The sequence below is a fragment of the Bacillus sp. NEAU-242-2 genome (genome assembly GCF_027853835.1).
GTDB lineage: Bacteria > Bacillota > Bacilli > Bacillales > Bacillaceae > Bacillus > Bacillus velezensis.
This window is the reverse complement of sequence record NZ_JAPNNY010000001.1, coordinates 234,695-256,187: the sequence shown is the minus strand read 5'-3', so window position 1 is coordinate 256,187 and position 21,493 is coordinate 234,695. Positions and strand designations below refer to the sequence as shown.

The following is a 21,493-nucleotide window of genomic DNA, read 5'->3' as shown; positions in this document are numbered from 1 at the left end:
CGCAAGTCAAAATTCTTATCTCACACAATAGTGCCAGCCATACAACATCACGACCACTTCACCTGCACACGACATCACGAAAAACGTACAAATCAATATTTTAAAAAAATAAAGAGCAAAAAGGAGAACAAATGAACCAGCCAATTGTTTTCATGTTTTCTGGACAGGGTTCCCAATACTATCAAATGGGGAAAGAGCTGTTTGCACATAACGCCGCTTTTCGGCAGAAAATGCTTGACTTGGACGATTTTGCAGTCAGCCGTTTCGGTTACTCTGTCCTGAAAGAGGTTTATCATACAGGCAATCGTCTGTCTGATCCATTTGACCGCCTTCTTTTCAGCCATCCTGCCATTTTTATGGCTGAGTACGCACTTGCATATGCTTTGGAGCAAAGAGGCATACGTCCCGATTATGTGATCGGAGCAAGCCTCGGAGAGTATGCAGCAGCCGCTGTATCGGGTGTGCTGAGCGCCGAGGATGCTTTAGATTGCGTGCTGGAACAGGCCCGAATCATTACGGAAACTTGCCGTAACGGCAGCATGCTTGCGATACTGGGTGATCCGGCTTTATATCAAGATGATCCGCTGCTCGGCGAACATAGTGAATTGGCATCTGTAAACTATCATTCTCACTTTGTCATCTCGGGAGAGCGGGAACATATCAAAAAGATCATGGACGATCTGAGAGAGAAGCAGATTCCTCATCAGCTATTGCCGGTATCTTACGGGTTTCACTCAGCGCTGGTTGATCAGGCGGAACAGCCGTACAAGCGTTTTTTAGCTCAGAAATCAATCCGGACTCCGTTTATACCGTACATCTCCAGTGCGACCGGAGAGGCTGAGACCGATATACAAGCGGACTTTTTCTGGGATATTGTAAGAAAGCCGATTCGATTCCGTGAAGCGCTTCAATTCGCAGACAGCCGCCAAAAAGGATTGTATATCGATGCCGGGCCTTCCGGAACGTTGGCCGCATTTGCCAAACAGATTCTTCCCGCAGGATCGGCTGAACGCATCCGTGCCATTATGACGCCGTTTCATAAAGAACAAACCCATTTGCAGCAAATAGAAGACAGCATTTTATCACCGCCCGGAAGGAGACTGTAAGATGATCAGCTTTGTTTTTCCAGGCCAAGGCTCGCAAAAAATAGGGATGGGAGAGGACCTGTTCGGCCGCTATCCTGAATTAACTGCAAAGGCCGATCATATTCTCGGATATTCTATTCAGGAGCTGTGCCGGGACGGAGAACGTCTCAATCAGACTCAATTCACTCAGCCGGCGCTCTATGTCGTCAATGCCCTCAGTTATTTGAAAAAAACAGAAGAAACCGGCTTGAAACCGGATTTTACCGCCGGACACAGTTTAGGCGAATATAACGCGTTATACGCCTCGGGCGCCTTTGATTTTGAAGAAGGCTTACAGCTGGTCAGAAAAAGGGGCGAACTGATGAGCCGCGCCAAAGGAGGCGGCATGGCAGCGGTGATCGGCCTGACTCATGAGCAGGTGACGGACGTTTTAAAAGAGTATCACTTGCATATGGTTGATATCGCCAACATGAACACACCGCAGCAAATTGTCATTTCCGGATATAAAGAAGATATTGAAAAAGCCGCATCCGTTTTTGAAGCCGTAAACGGCGTAAAAATGGTTCACCGCTTAAATGTCAGCGGCGCCTTTCATTCCAGATATATGATGGAAGCGAAGGAGGAATTTTCACGGTTTATTGAAACTTTCCATTTTAAGCCGCTGTCCATCCCGGTCATTTCAAATGTGACGGCAAGACCATATGAGCAGACCGAGCTGAAAGAGACACTCACCGGACAAATAACGGGATCGGTGAACTGGACAGACAGTATCCGTTTCTTAATGGGAAGAAAGAACATGAGTTTTGAGGAAATCGGTCCCGGAAAAGTGCTGACAGGGCTGATTCAAAGAATTACGGCTGAAGCGGAGCCGATAACAGATGAAATCAAAGTCCCGGCTGAGGCTGGAAAAAGCTCAATTACGGCGGCGTCTTTAGGAAATGAAGAGTTTAAGCGCGATTATCAATTGAAATACGCCTACTTGGCCGGCGGCATGTACCGCGGAATTTCTTCGAAGGAAATGGTCGTCAAACTGGCCGAAAAAGGAATGATGGGCTTTTTCGGAACGGGCGGTTTGAACATCGCGCACGTTGAGGACGCCATTTTGTCAATTCAGCATGAGCTTCGTGACGGCGGTTCCTTCGGTATTAATGTTGTACATAACATGAAGCATACAGATTCAGAAGAAAAAATGATTGATCTTTTACTGAAGCATGGGATTCAGAACTTGGAAGCATCAGCATTTTTAACGGTTACTCCCGCTTTAGTAAGGTTTCGCGCTAAGGGGTTAAAACGCGGTGCCGGCGGACAAGTAATAGCGCGTCAGCGGATTATCGCCAAGCTGTCCCGTCCGGAAGTAGCGGAAGCGTTTCTCAGCCCGGCCCCTGATCACATTCTGCAGAAACTTGCAGCCGAAAACAAAATTACCGCTGAAGAAGCAAGTCTGATGAGAGAAATACCCGTTGCGCATGACATCTGCGTAGAGGCTGATTCAGGCGGCCACACTGACGGCGGAGTTGCTTACAGTCTCATGCCGGCGATCATCCGTTTACGAGATGACATGATGAAAAAATACCGATACGGCAAAACCGTCCGCATCGGAGCCGCAGGGGGAATCGGAACGCCTGAGGCTGCTATGGCCGCATTTATGCTCGGCGCTGATTTTATTGTGACCGGATCCATTAACCAATGCACCGTTGAAGCAGCGACGAGCGGCCTCGTAAAGGATCTCCTGCAGCAGATGAATGTACAGGACACGGCCTACGCGCCGGCCGGCGATATGTTTGAATCAGGCAGCAAGGTGCAGGTATTAAAGAAAGGGCTGTTCTTTCCGACCCGGGCCTCTAAGCTGCATGAACTGTATCAGCGTCACCGCTCAATTGAAGAAATTGATGAAAAGACACTCAGACAAATAGAAGAGAAGTATTTTAAGGCAAGTGTAAGCAGTATTTATGACAAAGTGAAGGCTCATTATTCGAATGAAGACATTTCAAAAGCCGAACGGAATCCGAAACAGAAAATGGCGCTCATATTCAAATGGTATTTCAGGCAAAGCTCTGCTTCGGCGATTAAAGGAGACCCGGAAGCCAAGGTAGACTTCCAGATTCATTGCGGCCCGGCATTAGGCGCCTTTAATCAATGGGTGAAAGGTACGGAGCTGGAGTCCTGGAAAAACCGCCATGCCGATGGTATCGGCCTTCGTCTTATGGAAGAGACGGCCTCGCTTTTGAATCAGAAGTTAGGCTCATTTCTGCAAACGTGTTGACAAGACGAAATGATAGATTGAAAACATGGAATATTCATAAAAGATGAAACAGGGAGGAACTGACAATGAGTGAAGAAAGAATCTTTGAATTGCTGCAGAACACAATCTACGAGGTTTTGCCTGATTTAGAAGGCGAACAGCTTTCACAGGAAGACCGGTTAGTTGATCTGGGGGCGGACTCAGTGGACCGCGCCGAAATTATCACGATGATGCTTGAAGAATTATCACTGCAGATCCCGCGTGTTGAGCTGACGGGAGTGTCAAACATCGGCGAATTGGCGGCAAAGCTTTATGAAAAGGTACAGGCTGTCTGATAAAACGGTGAAAAATCGGAAACTCAAAATTCATATTGGAGGCGAAGTTCATGGCGGCTGCCGGAATAGAAGCGATAAATGTGTTTGGCGGGACGGCATACCTTGATGTCATGCAGCTGGCGGAGTACAGAAACTTAGACCCTGCCAGATTTGAGAATTTACTGATGAAAGAAAAAGCGGTGGCGCTTCCGTACGAAGACCCCGTCACATTCGGCGTTAACGCGGCAAAGCCGATTATCGACCGATTGACAGAGGCTGAAAAAGACAGAATCGAGCTGCTGATTACCTGCTCGGAGTCCGGTATTGACTTCGGAAAATCACTCAGTACATATATTCATGATTACTTAGGCCTCAACCGGAACTGCCGTTTATTTGAACTGAAGCAGGCCTGTTATTCAGGAACGGCGGGTTTGCAGATGGCGCTTAACTTTATTTTGTCGCAGACATCCCCCGGAGCGAAGGCGCTTGTCGTCGCAACGGATATTTCCCGGTTTTTAATTGCCGAAGGCGGCGATGCGTTAAGCGAGGATTGGTCTTACGCCGAACCGAGCGCCGGAGCGGGTGCCGTCGCCTTATTGATCGGTGAAAATCCAATTGTATTTCAGGCGGATGCGGGCGCCAACGGCTATTACGGCTATGAGGTGATGGATACATGCCGTCCGATCCCGGACAGTGAAGCCGGTGACGCCGACTTGTCATTGATGTCATACCTCGATTGCTGTGAACAGACATTTCGCGAGTACAAAAACCGTGTGCCGGGCGCTGACTACAAAGAGACGTTTCACTATCTAGCCTTCCATACACCGTTTGGCGGCATGGTCAAAGGGGCCCACCGGACGATGATGCGCAAGCTTGCAAAAGCGAAAAACGCTGAGATCGAACAGGATTTTCAAACCAGGGTAGAGCCGGGGCTCCGCTACTGCCAAAGAGTCGGAAACATTATGGGGGCAGCCTCTTTACTGGCTCTTGCAAGCACGATTGACCAAGGGGCATTCGACACTTCTAAGCGGATCGGCTGTTTCTCGTACGGCTCCGGATGCTGTTCAGAATTTTACAGCGGCGTTGTGACGCCTGAAGGACAAACGCGGCAGCATTCTTTCAAAATAGAAGAGCATCTGAACAACAGATACAGGCTGTCCATGGAAGAGTATGAAGAACTGTTTAAAGGCAGCGGTTTGGTGAAGTTCGGAACCCGGAATGTCAAATTGGATATGAATATGATTCCGAACATTTTAGACCATCATGCCGGGAGCCCTCGTTTATATTTGGAAGAAATCACGGAATTTCATCGGAAATACAGGTGGATCCCGTGACCTATGAGACGATCAACGTCCGTTTTCAGCAAAATGTCTGCTTCATCACCTTTGATCGGCCTGAAGCCAACAATACGATTAATGAGCGTTTAGTGGAGGAATGCCTGCACGTTCTTTCTGAATGTGAGGACTCCGTGACCTCCGTAGTGCTTGAAGGGCAGCCGGAGGTATTTTGTTTCGGGGCGGATTTTGATGAGATGTACCGAAAAATGAGGCAGGGAATGCAGCATGCGGAATCGCAGGAGCCGCTTTACCGTTTGTGGCTGGCATTAAAATCCGGGCCGTACATCACAATCGCCCGCGTCCGCGGAAAAGTAAATGCGGGAGGTGTCGGTTTTGCCGCCGCGTGCGATATCGTCATTGCAGAGGAGAGTGCTTCGTTCAGTTTATCTGAACTGTTATTCGGACTTTATCCAGCCTGCGTTCTGCCGTTTTTAATTCAAAGAATCGGATTTCAAAAGGCGCATTATATGACGATTATGACAAAGCCCGTGCCGGCGCGCCAGGCGCTTGAATGGGGACTTTGTGACGTATGCGTCCCGGACTCAGCAACAGAGCTGAGAAAGCATTTGCTGCGTCTTCGCCCGCTGTCGAAAAAAGCAGTCATCCGCTATAAAAAATACATGGATTCCTTAAACGACCTTGTTCATCGTTCAAAATCCATTGCTCTAGCCGAAAATCAAGCGATGTTTTCAGATCCGGATAACCAATCAGCCATTTTCCGTTATGCAGAAACGGGGCGGCTTCCTTGGGAAACGGAGAACAGTTAGGAGGATATCATGCCGAACGCCGCAGTTGAACTGCTCGAAATTGAACCGGATATTATCCAAGTGACAATGCAGGATAAAGCCCATAAAAACGCTTTCTCCAAAGAACTGACGGATGGATTGATGGAAGCATTCACCCGTATAAAAAAATCGTCAGTCTATAAAGCTGTGATTTTAACAGGATACGGCCATTACTTTGCTTCCGGAGGCACACAGGAAGGTCTGCTCAGGATTCAGCAGGGCATCACGAAGTTTACGGAAGACCGCATGTATTCTTTGGCGCTGGAATGTGATATCCCCGTTATTTCAGCCATGCAGGGCCACGGAATCGGAGGCGGGTTTGTCATGGGGCTTTTCAGTGATTTTGTCATTTTAAGCAAAGAAAGCGTGTATACCGCAAACTTTATGAAATACGGTTTCACCCCCGGAATGGGGGCTACCTTTATCGTTCCGGAGAAGCTTGGGGCAAGCCTCGGCCATGAAATGCTGTTAAACGGCGGCCACTACCGCGGCGGTGACCTGGAGAAAAGAGGAGTGCCTTTTCCGGTGCTTCCGCGGCAGGAAGTATTAGACTATGCGCAGGAATTGGCTCGTGAGCTTGCGGAAAAACCGAGAAACTCTTTAATTACATTGAAAAGGCACTTGGTGACGCCGTTCCGCGAGCAGCTTCCGGCTGTCATTGAGAAGGAGTTAATCATGCACGATGAGACGTTTCATGATGATGAAGTGAAAAAACGAATCACGACGATGTACGGAGTATAAGACATACATCTTACATACAGATGAAATGGAGGCAGCTCTATGAAAAGTGATATGAAGGCAAGCGGGTTACTCAAGCCATCTGTCAGCTACGGAAAACCATTGCGGCTTTCAGCGGATCAGCCGATGACGATTCCTGAAGTCCTGCACAAAACCGCCGCGACAGCGGGAGATCAAAAGGGCATCACATATATACAGCCTGACGGCACTAAAGTGTACCAGACTTACAGCGGCCTGAAAAAGATCGCTCTTTCGATTGTGAAAGGGCTCCGCCAATCAGGAGTGAAGGCTCAGGATGAAGTCATATTACAGCTCAGTGACAATTCCCAGCTGATTCCTGCGTTTTGGGGCTGTGTTTTTTTAGGAGCGATCCCGGTTCCGCTTGCGGCCGCTCCGGCTTATACAGAAATGAACAGCGGGACGCAAAAACTGAAAGACGCCTGGACGCTTTTGAATCAGCCGTATGTCATCACAAGCCGTGAAGTGCTGCCGGAGATGACTGAATGGGCGGAGGAGCAGGAGCTTTCCGGGTTTTGCGCTTTGGCGGCAGAAGATCTCAGTGCGCATGAAATGGATACGGACTGGCATCATCCCCGTCCGGAAGATTTGGCGATGCTGCTTTTGACCTCGGGAAGCACGGGCACGCCGAAAGCCGTGATGCTCAGCCATGAAAACATCGTCTGCATGGTCAAAGGAAATATTCAGATGCAGGGCTATACAAGTGAGGATGTCACGTTTAACTGGATGCCTTTTGACCATGTCGGCGGCATCGGAATGCTTCATCTGCGTGATGTTTATCTCGGATGTGAGGAAATCAACATACCGAGCGAATCCATTTTGATGGATCCTTTAAAATGGCTCGACCTGATTGATCATTACCGCGCTTCGGTCACGTGGGCCCCCAATTTTGCCTTTGGGCTGCTTGCCGATTTCGCAGAAGAGATTCAAACACGGAAATGGGACTTATCTTCCATGCGTTACATGCTGAACGGCGGGGAGGCCGCGGTTGCGAAAGTCGGACGCAGAATTATGGAGCTTTTAGAGCCGCACGGTCTGCCGGCTAATGCCATCCGTCCCGCATGGGGAATGTCCGAAACGTCTTCGGGCGTTATTTTCTCAGATGAGTTTACACTGGAAAACACGAGTGACGACGATCGTTTCGTCGAGATCGGTCTGCCGATCCCGGGGTTTAATATGAGAATTACGGATGACCGCAATCAAGTGGTGGAAGAAGGAGAAATCGGCCGCTTCCAAGTGTCCGGTCTGACTGTAACGAGCGGATATTATGAGCGCCCGGACTTAAACGAGAGTGTCTTTACAGAAGACGGCTGGTTTGAAACGGGAGATCTCGGATTTCTGCGTGAAGGCCGCCTGACGATAACGGGGCGCACGAAAGATGCCATCATTATCAACGGTGTGAATTATTACAGCCACGCCATTGAATCAGCGGTTGAGGAATTGCCGGAAATTGAAACGTCATATACAGCGGCATGCGCCGTCCGGCCGAATCAAAGCACGACAGATGAGCTGGCGATTTTCTTTGTGACATCCATTCCGTTGGATGAGAACCGCATGACGAAGCTTCTTCATCACATTCACCAGCACGTGACACAGAGAATCGGCGTTACCCCTGATTATCTGCTTCCGGTCGCAAAAGAAGACATTCCTAAGACGGCAATCGGGAAAATCCAGCGCACTCAGCTGAAACATTCATTTGAACAAGGGCAATTTGATTCATTACATAATAACAGACAAGAAGGCGGCAATTCAGACACGGCTTCTGCAGAGAAAGAAATTGAACGGGATTTTATCCGTTTTCTGAAAGAGGAACTTTCCATCGCGGATGAGCTTGTTGATCCAAATACACCGTTTCAAAGTCTTGGCGTCAACTCCATCAAGATGATGAAACTCGCCAGATCAATTGAAAAAACGTATCACATCCGGCTGACGGCAAGAGAGCTGCACAAAAACCCGACGATTGGCGCTTTAGCGGCTTATACTGCTGAAAAAGCGGCAAACATGTCAGCGGAGCATCATTCCCAAAAAGCCGAACCGCCGGCAGAACGGGAGAGACGGCAAACGGCGCCGGCGCTTTCAGAAGTCCAAAAAGGGCTGTGGACATTGCAGAAAATGTCGCCTGAAACGACTGCATACCATGTCCCGCTCTGTTTCCGATTCACAACCGGAATCGACAAAGAGAAACTGAAACGGGCGTTTCAGCTCGTATTAAAGCAGCATCCGATGCTCAAAAGCGCCGTGAATGAAACAGACGGCGGGTTTTATTTCATAGAAGCGGCAGATCCTTTTGTATTCTTGGAAGAAGATATTTCTGACGTCAATGAATCACAAATATCCGCTCTGATACGGAAAAAAGTGAAAGAGCCGTTTGTCAAAGAAGGCGGGCCTTTGCTGCGTGTGCAGCTGCTTTCAAAATCCGCCTCGGAACATTATCTTTTGACGGTCATTCACCACATCGTGTTTGACGGTATTTCATCCATTACATTTATTCACAGTCTGCTGGATCATTATCAGGCGCTGGTGGAGGGAAAAGAAGAGTTTGCGGCCGCCGCTCCCGGCATTCATTCCGATTTCGCGGCTTGGGAAAAGCGGTATTTAGCGGGTGAAGAAAGCAAAGCTGCCCGCGCTTACTGGATGAAACAGCTCGGGGGCGATCTGCCTGACCTTCAGCTTCCGCCGATGCGCGCGGACAGCAGCGTTCCGGAGTTTACAGAAGATACGCTGACACGCCGTCTTCCCGAACGGCTGCTGAATAATCTAACGGCGTTTGCCGCATCCCGTTCGATTCATTTGTCTACCGTTATGCTGAGCTGCTATATGGTGCTTTTAAGCAAATATACAGATAAGGAAGATATTGTGACAGGCATGCCTGCAATGGTCAGACCTGAAGAACGCTTTGACGGAGTGGTCGGCCATTTCCTCAACATGCTTCCTATACGGAGCAGAGCCGGACGAAAAGAAACATTTGCTGACTTTGTTCAAAAGGTGCAGGATGCCGTTCTGGACGGACTGGATCACTCCTTTTATCCGTTTCCGAAAATGGTGCATGATGTGCATGCGAAACCCCGGCAGAACGGTTCGCCTGTTTTCAGCAATGCCTTTTTCTATCAGAACTTTCTGCAGCATTCAAGTTATCAATCGATGCTGGATGAATACAAGGAATTCTCCTGTGAGTTTGTAAAAGACATTCATCAGGAGGGGGAATATGATCTTGTATTTGAAATGTGGGAAGAAGCATCAGGCATGGATCTTACGATTAAATACAGCACCGAATTATTCGACGAAGCAGGGGCGGCCAGACTTTTCAGCCAATTTGTACAGGCCGCCGAAGCTTTGACGGCGAATCCGGATATGCCGCTTGAGAACGTTTCTCTCATGACAAAAAGAGAGGAGCACATGATTCTTAAGACTTGGAATGAGACAAGCCGTGAATATCCGGATGCCTGCTTCCATGAATTATTTGAACGTCAGGCGGCAGAAACGCCGGACGCTTGTGCGGTCGTGTATGAACAGCAAAAGCTGACGTACCGTGAGCTTGATGAAAAAAGCACGAAGCTGGCGCTCTATTTGCAGGCGCACGGTGCAGGCCCTGATGATCTCATCGGCATTTATACAGACCGTTCATTGCATATGGCTGTCGGCCTTCTCGGCATTTTAAAAGCCGGGGGAGCGTATGTGCCGCTTGATCCTTCTTATCCCGCTGACAGATTGGAATATATGATCGCCGACAGCAGGATTTCAATGTGTCTGACGACAGCTGATTTAGAGCACTCCTTGAACTGGGGAGGCGTGCAGACAACTGCCATTGACCGCGATTGGTCTTGTATTGAAAGCACAGCCGCGGAAAGAACGTCGCTGAAGCGGTTAGTGACACCTGACGATCTGGCGTATGTCATTTACACGTCGGGCAGCACGGGCAAACCGAAAGGCGTGATGATTCCGCACCGGGCCCTGACCAATTTCTTAATCTCGATGGCATATGAACCGGGGCTTTCGTCTAAAGACAAACTGCTTGCCGTCACGACATATTGCTTTGATATCGCGGCACTGGAGCTGTACCTTCCTTTAATCAAAGGAGCGGAGTGCAACATCTGTAAGACAGAAGTCACAAAAGACGCACGGAAGCTGAAAGAGCTGATTCAAGAGTACAAACCGACGATCATGCAGGCGACGCCGTTTACGTGGAAAATGCTCTTTCATTCCGGATGGTCAAATGAAGAAAAAGTGAAAATCCTTTGCGGCGGAGAGGCGCTCAGCGAACAATTGAAGCAGCAGTTTCTCGATACGAAAAGTGAGGCTTGGAATATGTTCGGGCCGACAGAGACGACAATCTGGTCCGCGGTGCAGCGTATAACGGAAAATGAGAGCGCGCTTACGATCGGGCGCCCGATCGCCAATACCCGTGTGTATATTATGGATTCCGGTCTCAACCCTGTTTTAGAAGGGGTGCCGGGAGAACTTTGTATTGCGGGAGACGGATTGGCAAGAGGGTATTTCAACAAGCCTGAGCTGACAGATAAAGTTTTCGTCAGCCACCGGCTCGAACTGGGATCAAAGCTTTATAAAACAGGCGATATGGCGCGTTTTCTTCCCGGCGGCCGCATTGAATACATGGGACGGATGGACACCCAAGTCAAAATCCGCGGCTACCGGATTGAACCCGGAGATATTGAGAGCCGGCTGAATGCCTATCCGGCCGTACAGGAAAGCGTAGTGGTTGTGAACAATCACTCCGGAAATGAAAAGCTTTGCGCATTTTATATCCTGAAAAACGGAGAGCCGCTTCCGTCTGCAAAGGAATTGCGCAATCATTTGAAACAAGCGCTGCCGGCCTATATGACGCCAGCTTCGTTTATCCGTCTTGAAGAGCTGCCGCTCACACCGAACGGAAAAGTTGACCGCAAGCTTCTTGCTGCCCGTGATCTGACGGAAAAGCAGCCGGACACACAAACATTTTCATCATCTCATATCCAGCAGGCGGTGCTGGCGATTTGGCAGGATGTATTGAAAAGCAAAGATATAGAGCTTGATGACCGCTTTTTTGATGCGGGGGGAGATTCGCTTCTTGCCGTGACTGTCACTGACCGGATGACGCAGGAACTGGATTGTGAATTCAGTGTAACGGAGCTGTTTGAATACGCGACGGTAAAAGACATCAGCCGGTACATCACAGAACAAAAACCGAAAGAAGCCGTTTTGGCTCCTGTGCCGCAAAAGAAAGTGAATACAGAAGACCGGGAACACCCAGCGGGAGAAATTCCCGATTATTATGAGGACAGTGTCGCGGTTATCGGTATATCCTGTGAGTTTCCGGGAGCGAAAGATCATTATGAATTTTGGAATAACATCAAAGAAGGCAAAGAAAGCATCACCTTCTTTTCAAAAGAGGAGCTCCGCCGATCCGGTGTTTCTGAAGAACTGGCTGATCATCCCGGCTTCGTTCCGGCTAAATCAGTTTTAGAGGGGAAAGAAATGTTTGATCCCGGTTTCTTCGGCTTTTCGCCGAAAGATGCGGAATATATGGACCCTCAGCTGAGAATGCTTTTGCTCCATTCATGGAAGGCAATCGAGGATGCGGGATATATCTCAAAAGAAATTCCGGAAACAAGCGTGTATATGTCTGCCAGCGCGAACTCTTACCGCAGCCTGCTGCCGGAGGAGACGACAGCACAGCTGGAAACGCCGGATGGCTACGTGTCATGGGTGCTTGCCCAAAGCGGTACGATTCCGACGATGATTTCTCATAAACTCGGGTTGAAAGGGCCGAGCTATTTTGTCCATGCCAACTGCTCATCTTCGTTAATCGGCATGCATTCGGCTTTTCAAAGCCTGCAGTCCGGCGAAGCCAAGTATGCCCTTGTCGGCGGTGCGACCCTTCATACGGAATCAAGTGCCGGCTATGTTCATCAGCCGGGGCTGAATTTTTCAAGCGACGGGCATATTAAAGCGTTTGACGCGGCTGCTGACGGAATGATTGGCGGTGAAGGAGCCGGCGCCGTGCTCTTGAAAAAAGCGTCGGATGCCGTTAAGGACGGCGACCATATTTATGCGCTGCTGCGCGGAATCGGCGTCAATAACGACGGAGCGGATAAGGTCGGATTTTATGCGCCGAGCGTCAAAGGACAGGCTGAGGTCATTCAGAAGGTCATTGATCAGACGGGCATCCATCCTGAAACGATCGCGTACGTCGAAGCTCACGGCACAGGAACAAAACTCGGCGACCCGATCGAACTGTCCGCACTTCAATCGGTGTACGGCCGATATACAGATAAAAAACAATACTGCGGCATCGGTTCAGTCAAAACAAATCTCGGGCATTTGGATACAGCGGCCGGAATGGCGGGCTGTATCAAGGTTGTCATGAGCTTATATCATCAGGAAATCGCGCCGAGCATCAATTACAAAGAGCCGAACCCGAATCTTCATTTAGAAGACTCTCCGTTTTACGTAGCGGGAGAAAAGAAAGAGTTAACCCGTGAGAACAGAGCGCACCGCATGGCTTTAAGCTCTTTCGGTCTTGGCGGAACAAACACACACGCGATTTTTGAACAATATCCGGATGCATCCGAAGCAGCAGACGCTGCCGGTCCGTTCATCATTCCGTTGTCTGCCAGAAAAAAAGATCGTCTGAAGGAGTACGCAAAACAGCTGCTGGCTTTTCTGGAAAGAAAAACGGCCGCCGGCCTCGCTGATCTTGCCTACACGTTCCAAGTCGGAAGGGAAGCGATGGAAGAGCGCGCGGCCTTTATCACAAGCGGCACTGCGGAGCTCAAGCGGCAGCTTGCCGATTTTATCAATGATAAGCCGGCTGTAACAGGCTGCTTCAGAGGAGAAAAACAGCAGGCGAAAGATATTGCCTGGCTTTCTGATGATGATGACAGTGCTGAACTCATTGAGAAATGGCTTGCGAAAGGAAAAGCAACGAAGCTCTGTGAAATGTGGAGTAAAGGTGTCGCCATCAATTGGCACAAGCTTTACAAAGACAAGCATCCGAAACGGATCAGCGTGCCGGTCTACCCGTTTGCAAAGGAGCCGTACTGGCCGAAAAAAGCAGAAAAGAAAACATCTGCCGCATACACCGGAGTCTCAGTTTTACACCCGCTCGTGCAGCAAAACACGTCAGATTTGGCCGTTCAGCGGTTCAGCTCACGGTTTACAGGCTCAGAATTTTTCCTGAAGGATCATGTGGTCAGGGAAAAAGCGGTACTGCCGGGAGCGGCATATTTGGAAATGTCTTATGAAGCGGTAAAACGGGCGCTTGGCGGCTTATTAAAAGACCAAGACAGAATAACGCTCCATCATACCGTCTGGATGAAACCGATCGTCGTTCACGAACAAGAGCGCCAAGTCCATATTGCGCTGTTCCCTGAAGAGGACGGCATCATCTCATATGACATTTACAGCGTAAACGCTGACGATGAAGAAGTGCTGCACAGCCAAGGACGGGCCGAAATCATAAAGGCTGAACGAGAGCCAGAGACCGACCTTTCTGCCATACAAAACAGATGCACAGCGGACATTCTTGATCCGGCGGCCTTTTATCGGGAAGGCCGGAGCAGGGGGATGTTCCACGGAAAAGCCTTCCAAGGCATTAAGTCCGCCTTTATCGGCGAGAAAGAAGTGCTTTCGGACATACAGCTTCCGGATTCTGTTTCTCATACGAACGGACAATTTACGCTTCATCCGAGCATCATTGATTCGGCTATTCAGACGGCGACGATCTGCATTATGCAGGAGTTTTCCGGACAAAAGCTGATTCTGCCGTTTGCGCTGGAATATCTTGAAGTCATCAAAGCATGCACGCCGACTATGCGGGCGCATGCGCGCTTCAGTGAAGGATATCAAACCGGTGATTCCGTGCAGAAAGCCGACATTGACCTGTTCGACGAAACAGGAGCGCTTTGCGTGAAGGTGAGAGGATTCTCTACGAGAGTGCTTGAAGGCGATGCAGAATCGGCTCAGCGGCCATCAGGCTCGGAAAAGGTCTTGTTTGCACCGGTTTGGAAAGAAGCCGCCGCATCCGAGAAAGCTTCTGTCCATGCTGATGAGCATTTGATCATACTTTGTGAAGATGCCTGCCGTATAAAAGATAAAGCGGCATCCGGCCTGAAAGACGCCGAACTGCTGATTGCAGAAGGTGAGGGTGAAACAGCCGCTGAACGCTTCCAAAGCTTTGCGCAGACAATCGCTGAACACATCCGGCGGATCATCAGCGAAAAAAGGCAGGGCCGCATTCTGGTTCAGACCGTTATTTCAGCAGACGGCAGCCAGCAATTGTTTGCGGGGTTAACAGGTTTGTTAAAAACAGCAGAGCTGGAATACGGAAAACTTGACTGTCAGCTCATCGAGATGGAATCAATCGGCGAAATGCCGGCTGTCGCTCAAAAACTGAAAAACGACAGTCATCGGCCGCATGATAAACATATCCGTTATACAGGAGAAAAACGGTATGTGAAGGCTTGGGAAGAAATGCATCCTGCAGGTGGCGGCGCCGTCTGGAAGGACGAAGGCGTATATCTGATTACCGGAGGCGCAGGAAGCCTGGGGTTGATGTTCGCAAAAGAAATCGCAGGTCGCGTAAAACACCCGAAAATCATTCTGACCGGCCGCTCAAATCTGACAGAAGCCAAACAGCGTGAGCTTGCTATACTTCAGGACTCAGGCGCAAATGTCGTCTACAAAAAGCTGAATGCGGCAGACCGGCGGGAAAATGAAGCGCTGATAAAAGAGATTACGGCGGAGTTCGGGGAGCTTAACGGAATTATTCACGCAGCGGGAGTGATTCAAGACCGTTTCCTGCTGCAAAAAACGAAGGAAGAGTTCAGGGAAGTGCTTGATCCGAAAGTGATCGGCACCGCTTATTTAGATGAAGCCAGCAAAGACTGCAATCTTGACTTTTTCGTATTGTTCTCCAGTGTTTCCGGCGTTCTCGGCAATGTCGGGCAGGCTGATTATGCCGCCGGCAACGCGTTTATGGATGCATACGCCGCTTACAGGCAATCCCTTACGGAGAATGGCTTGCGGCACGGAAAAACGATCGCCTTTAACTGGACGCTGTGGAAAGATGGCGGTATGCAGGCGGGAGACGAGACGGAAAGAATGATGAAAAAAGCTTTCGGCATGGTTCCGCTTCAAAAGGCGTCAGGCCTGGCCGCATTTTATGAAGGAATGGCTCAGGAAAAGCCGCAGCTTTTAGCAGCTGAAGGAGACGCAGCAAAATTAAAACAGTCGTTCCTGTCCGTTTCTGAAACTGAAAAGCCGCAGGTGGAGAAAATAGAGCCTGTATCCGCCGTTTCGGGAGACAAATGGCACGGTGCGCTTATCAGATTGGTCAGTTCAATTTTAAAAGTCGGCCAAGACGAGATTGATATTGATACGGAACTGAGTGAATACGGTTTTGATTCCGTATCCTTTACCGTCTTTACGAATCAATTAAATGAAGCGTATCAGCTGGAGCTGGCGCCGACGATCTTCTTCGAGCACGGGACGATCCGCAGTTTAGCAGAGTATTTGACGGATGAAACAGAAGCAGGTCTTCCTTTTCAGCCGGAAGAAAAACACGATGCAGAAGAATCTCTTCAAGCGCTTCACACCGCTTTGACAGCCATGGTAAGCGGCATTTTAAAAGTTGACCGTGAGGACATTGATACAGATACGGAACTGAGTGAATATGGTTTTGATTCCGTATCCTTTACCGTCTTTACGAATCAATTAAATGAAGCGTATCAGCTGGAGCTGGCGCCGACGATCTTCTTCGAGCACGGGACGATCAGCAATCTCGCCGGATATTTGGCAAAAGAGCATCCGGGCCGTTTCGGCGAAAAGAAGAAGGAGTCTCCGAAAAAAGAGCAGCCAAAAGCCCAAAAACCGAAAATGCAGCGGAAAAAGCGCTTCGCAACGGTAATGAACGCTAGGGCAGCGACACAAGAGCCGCGCCGCTTGGACCCTGTTGCCATTGTCGGAATCAGCGGCCGATTCCCGGGCGCGAAGGATATAGAGGAATTTTGGCGCAATCTGAAAGAAGGAAAAGATTCTATCACAACCATTCCGAAAGAACGCTGGGATTGGCAAGCGTTTGATGGCGACCCGAATCTTGAAAGGAACAAAACGAATATCAAGTGGGGCGGCTTTATCGACGGAATAGCTGAATTTGATCCGCTGTTCTTTGGGATTTCACCGCGGGAAGCCCAATATTTAGATCCGCAGCAGCGGCTGTTATTGACTTATGCATGGCGGGCGATAGAAGATGCGGGCTGTAAGCCGGAAAGCCTTTCCGGCACAAATACGGGTGTCTTTATCGGCACCGGAAATACCGGTTATAAAGATTTGTTCACAAGGGCAGGACTTGCGCCGGAAGGACATGCGGCGACAGGCAGCATGATTCCTTCCATCGGTCCGAACCGTTTGAGCTATTTGTTAAATCTTCACGGGCCGAGCGAGCCGATTGAAACGGCATGTTCAAGCTCGCTTGTTGCGATTCACCGGGCGGTATCCGCTATAGAAAACGGAGAATGCGACATGGCGATTGCCGGGGGAATCAACACGATTCTGACGGAAGAAGCGCATATCAGCTACAGCAAAGCAGGCATGCTCAGCAAAGACGGAAAATGCAAAACCTTCTCCAAAGATGCCAACGGGTATGTCAGAGGAGAAGGCGCGGGAATTCTGATGCTGAAGAAACTGACAAATGCAGAACGTGACGGCAATCCGATTTACGGCGTGATCCGCGGTACGGCTGAAAACCACGGCGGCCGGGCGAATACGTTAACCTCGCCGAATCCGAAACTGCAGGCTGATTTATTGGTGAAAGCATATCGGAAAGCGGGCGTGGACCCGAGCACCGTCACGTATATTGAAGCGCACGGTACAGGAACGGAATTGGGCGACCCGATTGAAATAAACGGTTTGAAAGCGGCGTTTCACGAGCTGGCGAAAACAAATCAAGAGCCCGAAGTCTCCGATCACCGCTGCGGCATCGGTTCGGTCAAGAGCAATATCGGCCATTTAGAGCTTGCCGCGGGAGTATCAGGCGTCATGAAAGTGCTTTTGCAAATGAAGCACAAAACGCTGGTGAAAAGCCTGCATTGCGAGACGATCAATCCGTACATTCAGCTCGATGACAGTCCTTTCTACATCGTGCGGGAGACTCAGGAATGGACGGCAGCGAAAGATAGAAACGGAAATGCGATTCCGCGCCGGGCCGGGGTCAGCTCATTTGGCATCGGCGGGGTCAACGCCCATATCGTCATTGAAGAGTATGTTCCGAAAGCAGCCGCGCAGCCTGAGCACAGTCCGGAAAATCCGGCAATCATCCTTTTGTCCGCCAAATCAAAAGAAAAACTGTTTGAACAGGCGCAGCAGCTGCAAAAAGCGATCCGTCAAACGCCGTATACAGATCAAGACTTGGCGGGCGTCGCTTATACGCTGCAAACCGGAAGGGACGAAATGGAAGAGCGCCTGGCCATTCTTGCAGCGACGATGGCGGAATTGGAAACAAAGCTGGAAGCATTTACGAAAAATGAGAAAAACATCGCGGGGCTGTATACCGGCCAGTCTCACCGCAATAAAGATACGTTTGCCTTATTCACGGCAGATGAAGATATGGACATCGTCATTGACGCCTGGATTAAAAAAGGAAAATTCGCCAAGCTGGCAGAGGTATGGGTGAAAGGCGGGGTGTTGAATTGGAACCGGCTTTATGAAAAAGGTACGCCGCGTTTACTCAGTCTTCCGTCTTATCCGTTCGCAAAAGACACGTATTGGGTGCCTGAGAATCCTGACAAAAATAAGGTCCATACAGAGGAACGGATGAAACGTATTCTGACAAAACAATGGGAACTGAGCCCGCTCGAACTGCGTGAACCGTGCCCACGTTCCATTGCGATTTTGACAGGCGGGGACACGATCAATCTCGCAGAAGAGATCGCAGCGCATATGCCGAATCACCGTATCATCACATCATCAGACCTTACCGGTGAATATGACTGGCAGGCGTTTGGCGGAGTCATCGACCTCCTCGGCGCAGCGAAAGAAGATTCTCAAGACATGGCCGGAATCAAATGGCTTCAGCAATTGATTGAGCATGGGCATAAAGAAGGGATGACACTGCTTTGTGTCACGAAAGACCTTGAGTCATTAAATAAAGAGGCCAATCAAACAACAGGAGCAAAACGGGCCGGTCTGTACAGAATGCTGGCATGTGAGTACGGTCATCTGTCTTCAAGGCATCTCGACCTTGAAGGAGCGCTTTCTGATGACAAACTGGCGAAGCAGATTGCCGATGAGTTTCATGCCCGTACTGATGACGCGGAAGTTTGCCGGAGGGACGGCTTGCGCTACCGCGCTGTATTGAGCGAATCAGAAAATATGAATATGCAAGGCGAGAGAATTGATTTTCCGGACAACCATGTGCTTCTGATCACCGGGGGGACGAGGGGGATCGGTCTTTTATGCGCACGTCATTTTGCCGAACATTACGGAGTGAAAAAACTGGTGCTTACAGGCCGTGAGACCCTTCCGCCGCGAAGTGAGTGGACGGGCGGACTGAATGGGGTGACGGCTTCTGTAAAAGCGAAAATTGAAGCTGTTCTCGACTTGGAATCCAAAGGTGTACAAGTGAAGGTATTGTCAGTCCCGTTAGCTGATGAAGCCGGGCTGAGACAGGAACTGAGTCAGATCAAACAGACGCTCGGACCTATCGGCGGCGTGATTCACTGTGCGGGTGTGACCGATAAAGAGACGCTCGCATTCATCAGAAAAACCGATGAAGACATACAGCGCGTGCTCGAGCCGAAAGTAGACGGGCTTCAGGCATTATACAGTGTGCTCAGCGAAGAGCCGCTGAAGTTTTTCGTCTTGTTCTCTTCCGTGTCAGCTGCGATACCGGCGCTTTCGGCAGGACAAGCCGACTATGCCATGGCCAATGCGTATATGGACTATTTTGCAGACTCATACAAAGAGCAGCTGCCGATCGTAAGCATTCAGTGGCCGAACTGGAAAGAAACCGGAATGGGCGAAGTCACGAACAAAGCTTATAAAGAGAGCGGGCTATACAGCATCACGAATGCAGAAGGATTACAGCTCCTTGACGGCATACTTCTTGCATCAGCAAGAGGCCCGGTGCTGCCGGCCGTTCTGAATCCTAAGCTGTGGAAGCCGGAGCGATTCCTGCGGCGAAGCAGGCAGGATCAGCCAATGAGCCCGGCTATGGTAAAACCGGCGGAAAAAACCGCTGATACTGCCGCAGACAACGCTCAATTAACAAGGAAAACAGAAGAATGGCTGAAAGAATTATTTTCTGAAGAGCTGCGGATTGACCAGGATCAGCTTGAGACAGACGTATTATTCCAAGATTACGGAGTGGACTCCATTATCCTTGCTCAGCTTCTGCAGCGGATCAATCGGAATCTCTCGGCATCGCTTGACCCGTCCATTCTGTATGAATATCCGACGATTCAATCTTTCGCAAATTGGCTTCTCGAAGGATATACAGAAGTTTTGTCAGAACGGTTTGATTTGGCGGCGGAGCCTGTTATGAAGAAGCCGGCTGAGCCGGTAATTGTAACACAAGCCGTTAAGGTGCAAGAAGAGCCGGCCGAAAAACAGATTCACCGGGAAGATATCGCGGTCGTCGGCATGTCCTGCCGGTTTCCGGGGGCGGCTTCCTTAGAGGCGTACTGGTCGCTTTTGGCTGAAGGCCGTTCGGCTATCGGTCCTGTTCCGGCTGAGCGATGGGGGTTGAAGACGCCTTATTACGCGGGAATGCTTGATGGAATTGATCAATTTGATCCGGACTTCTTTTTACTGGCTGAAGAAGATGTAAAGGCAATGGACCCTCAAGCTTTGGCCGCTCTGGAAGAATGTCTTAACCTGTGGTATCACGCGGGCTATACGCCGGATGAGATAAAGGGAGAAGCAATAGGTGTGTATCTCGGCGGACGCAGCCGTCACAGACCGGGTGAAGAGAAACTGCTGGATGCGAAAAACCCGATCGTCGCGCTGGGCCAGAATTATTTGGCCGCAAATCTCTCTCAATATTTTGATATGCGCGGCCCGAGTGTTGTCCTCGATACGGCTTGTTCTTCTGCTTTAGTCGGAATGAATATGGCCGTGCAGGCTCTTCTAACAGGAGAAATAAAAGCGGCCGTCGTCGGCGGTGTGAGCCTGTTTGAATCAGAAGAAACCCATAAATTATTTGAACAGCGCGGCATATTAAGTAAAGCGCAGTCGTTCCATGTATTTGACGAACGCGCCGATGGAGTCGTGCTGGGCGAGGGAGTCGGAATGGTTCTTTTAAAAACCGTGTCTCAGGCCATTGAAGACGGAGATTCTATTTATGCCGTAGTGAAGGCGGCATCCGTCAATAATGACGGAAGAACGGCAGGCCCGGCTACGCCGAGCCTGGAAGCGCAAAAATCCGTCATGAAGACGGCTCTTGAAAAAAGCGGAAAACAGCCGGAAGACATTACTCATATTGAAGCGAACGGTTCAGGCACGGTCGTGACGGATCTGTTAGAACTGAAGGCCATTCAATCCGTCTACCGTTCAAAAGATGCCGGCCCGCTCGGAATCGGATCTGTGAAACCGAACATCGGGCACCCGCTTTGCGCGGAAGGAATTGCAAGTTTCATAAAGGTTGTTCTCATGCTGAAAGAAAAGAGCTTTATCCCGTTTTTATCAGGTGAGCATGAAAACACACATTTTGATAGAGAAAAGGCCAATATTCAGTTCAGCCGCACTCTGGCAGACTGGCCGTCACCAATACCGGCGGCAGGAATTAACTGCTTTGCCGACGGCGGAACAAACGCCCACGTCATTGTGGAAGCGTGGCAGGAAGACGAAGGGCGCCGAATCAAGCGCCACCCTTTAACACCGCCTGCATTAAATAAGCGGCTGATTTCGCCGGACAGCAAAGAAGAAACGAACGAAAAAGCTGCGGCAAACATCTGGGATACCTATGAAGTGGAGGTTTAAC

Annotated in this window: 7 protein-coding genes; all 7 read left to right on the top strand. The window is 49.8% G+C overall.

The window, feature by feature from the left end; all coding sequences use genetic code 11:
* The first annotated feature begins 131 nt into the window (after positions 1–131).
* The 7 genes from OWN49_RS00720 (at position 132) to OWN49_RS00690 (ending at position 21,492) form a co-directional block, all read left to right on the top strand.
* On the top strand, positions 132–1,106 hold the full coding sequence (locus OWN49_RS00720) for an acyltransferase domain-containing protein (RefSeq protein ID WP_003154101.1): 975 nt from the start codon (positions 132–134) through the stop codon (positions 1,104–1,106).
* A gap of 1 nt (position 1,107) precedes the next feature.
* The gene (gene fabD / locus OWN49_RS00715; RefSeq protein WP_077722219.1) at positions 1,108–3,348 is read left to right on the top strand and encodes an ACP S-malonyltransferase; all 2,241 of its coding nucleotides are present in this window, start codon (positions 1,108–1,110) and stop codon (positions 3,346–3,348) included.
* A 65-nt stretch (positions 3,349–3,413) separates the two neighbouring features.
* Complete coding sequence (locus tag OWN49_RS00710; protein WP_017417810.1) at positions 3,414–3,662, top strand: acyl carrier protein; 249 nt, start codon at positions 3,414–3,416, stop codon at positions 3,660–3,662.
* A 50-nt stretch (positions 3,663–3,712) separates the two neighbouring features.
* On the top strand, positions 3,713–4,975 hold the full coding sequence (locus OWN49_RS00705) for a hydroxymethylglutaryl-CoA synthase family protein (RefSeq protein ID WP_032857383.1): 1,263 nt from the start codon (positions 3,713–3,715) through the stop codon (positions 4,973–4,975).
* Positions 4,972–5,745: an enoyl-CoA hydratase/isomerase gene (locus tag OWN49_RS00700; RefSeq protein ID WP_060674185.1), complete on the top strand. Its 774-nt coding sequence runs from the start codon at positions 4,972–4,974 to the stop codon at positions 5,743–5,745. The genes OWN49_RS00705 and OWN49_RS00700 overlap by 4 nt, the downstream gene beginning before the upstream one ends.
* Before the next feature lie 9 nt (positions 5,746–5,754).
* On the top strand, positions 5,755–6,504 hold the full coding sequence (locus tag OWN49_RS00695; RefSeq protein WP_003154094.1) for a polyketide synthase: 750 nt from the start codon (positions 5,755–5,757) through the stop codon (positions 6,502–6,504).
* A gap of 39 nt (positions 6,505–6,543) precedes the next feature.
* Complete coding sequence (locus OWN49_RS00690; protein WP_176283327.1) at positions 6,544–21,492, top strand: non-ribosomal peptide synthetase; 14,949 nt, start codon at positions 6,544–6,546, stop codon at positions 21,490–21,492.
* Position 21,493 lies beyond the last annotated feature (1 nt).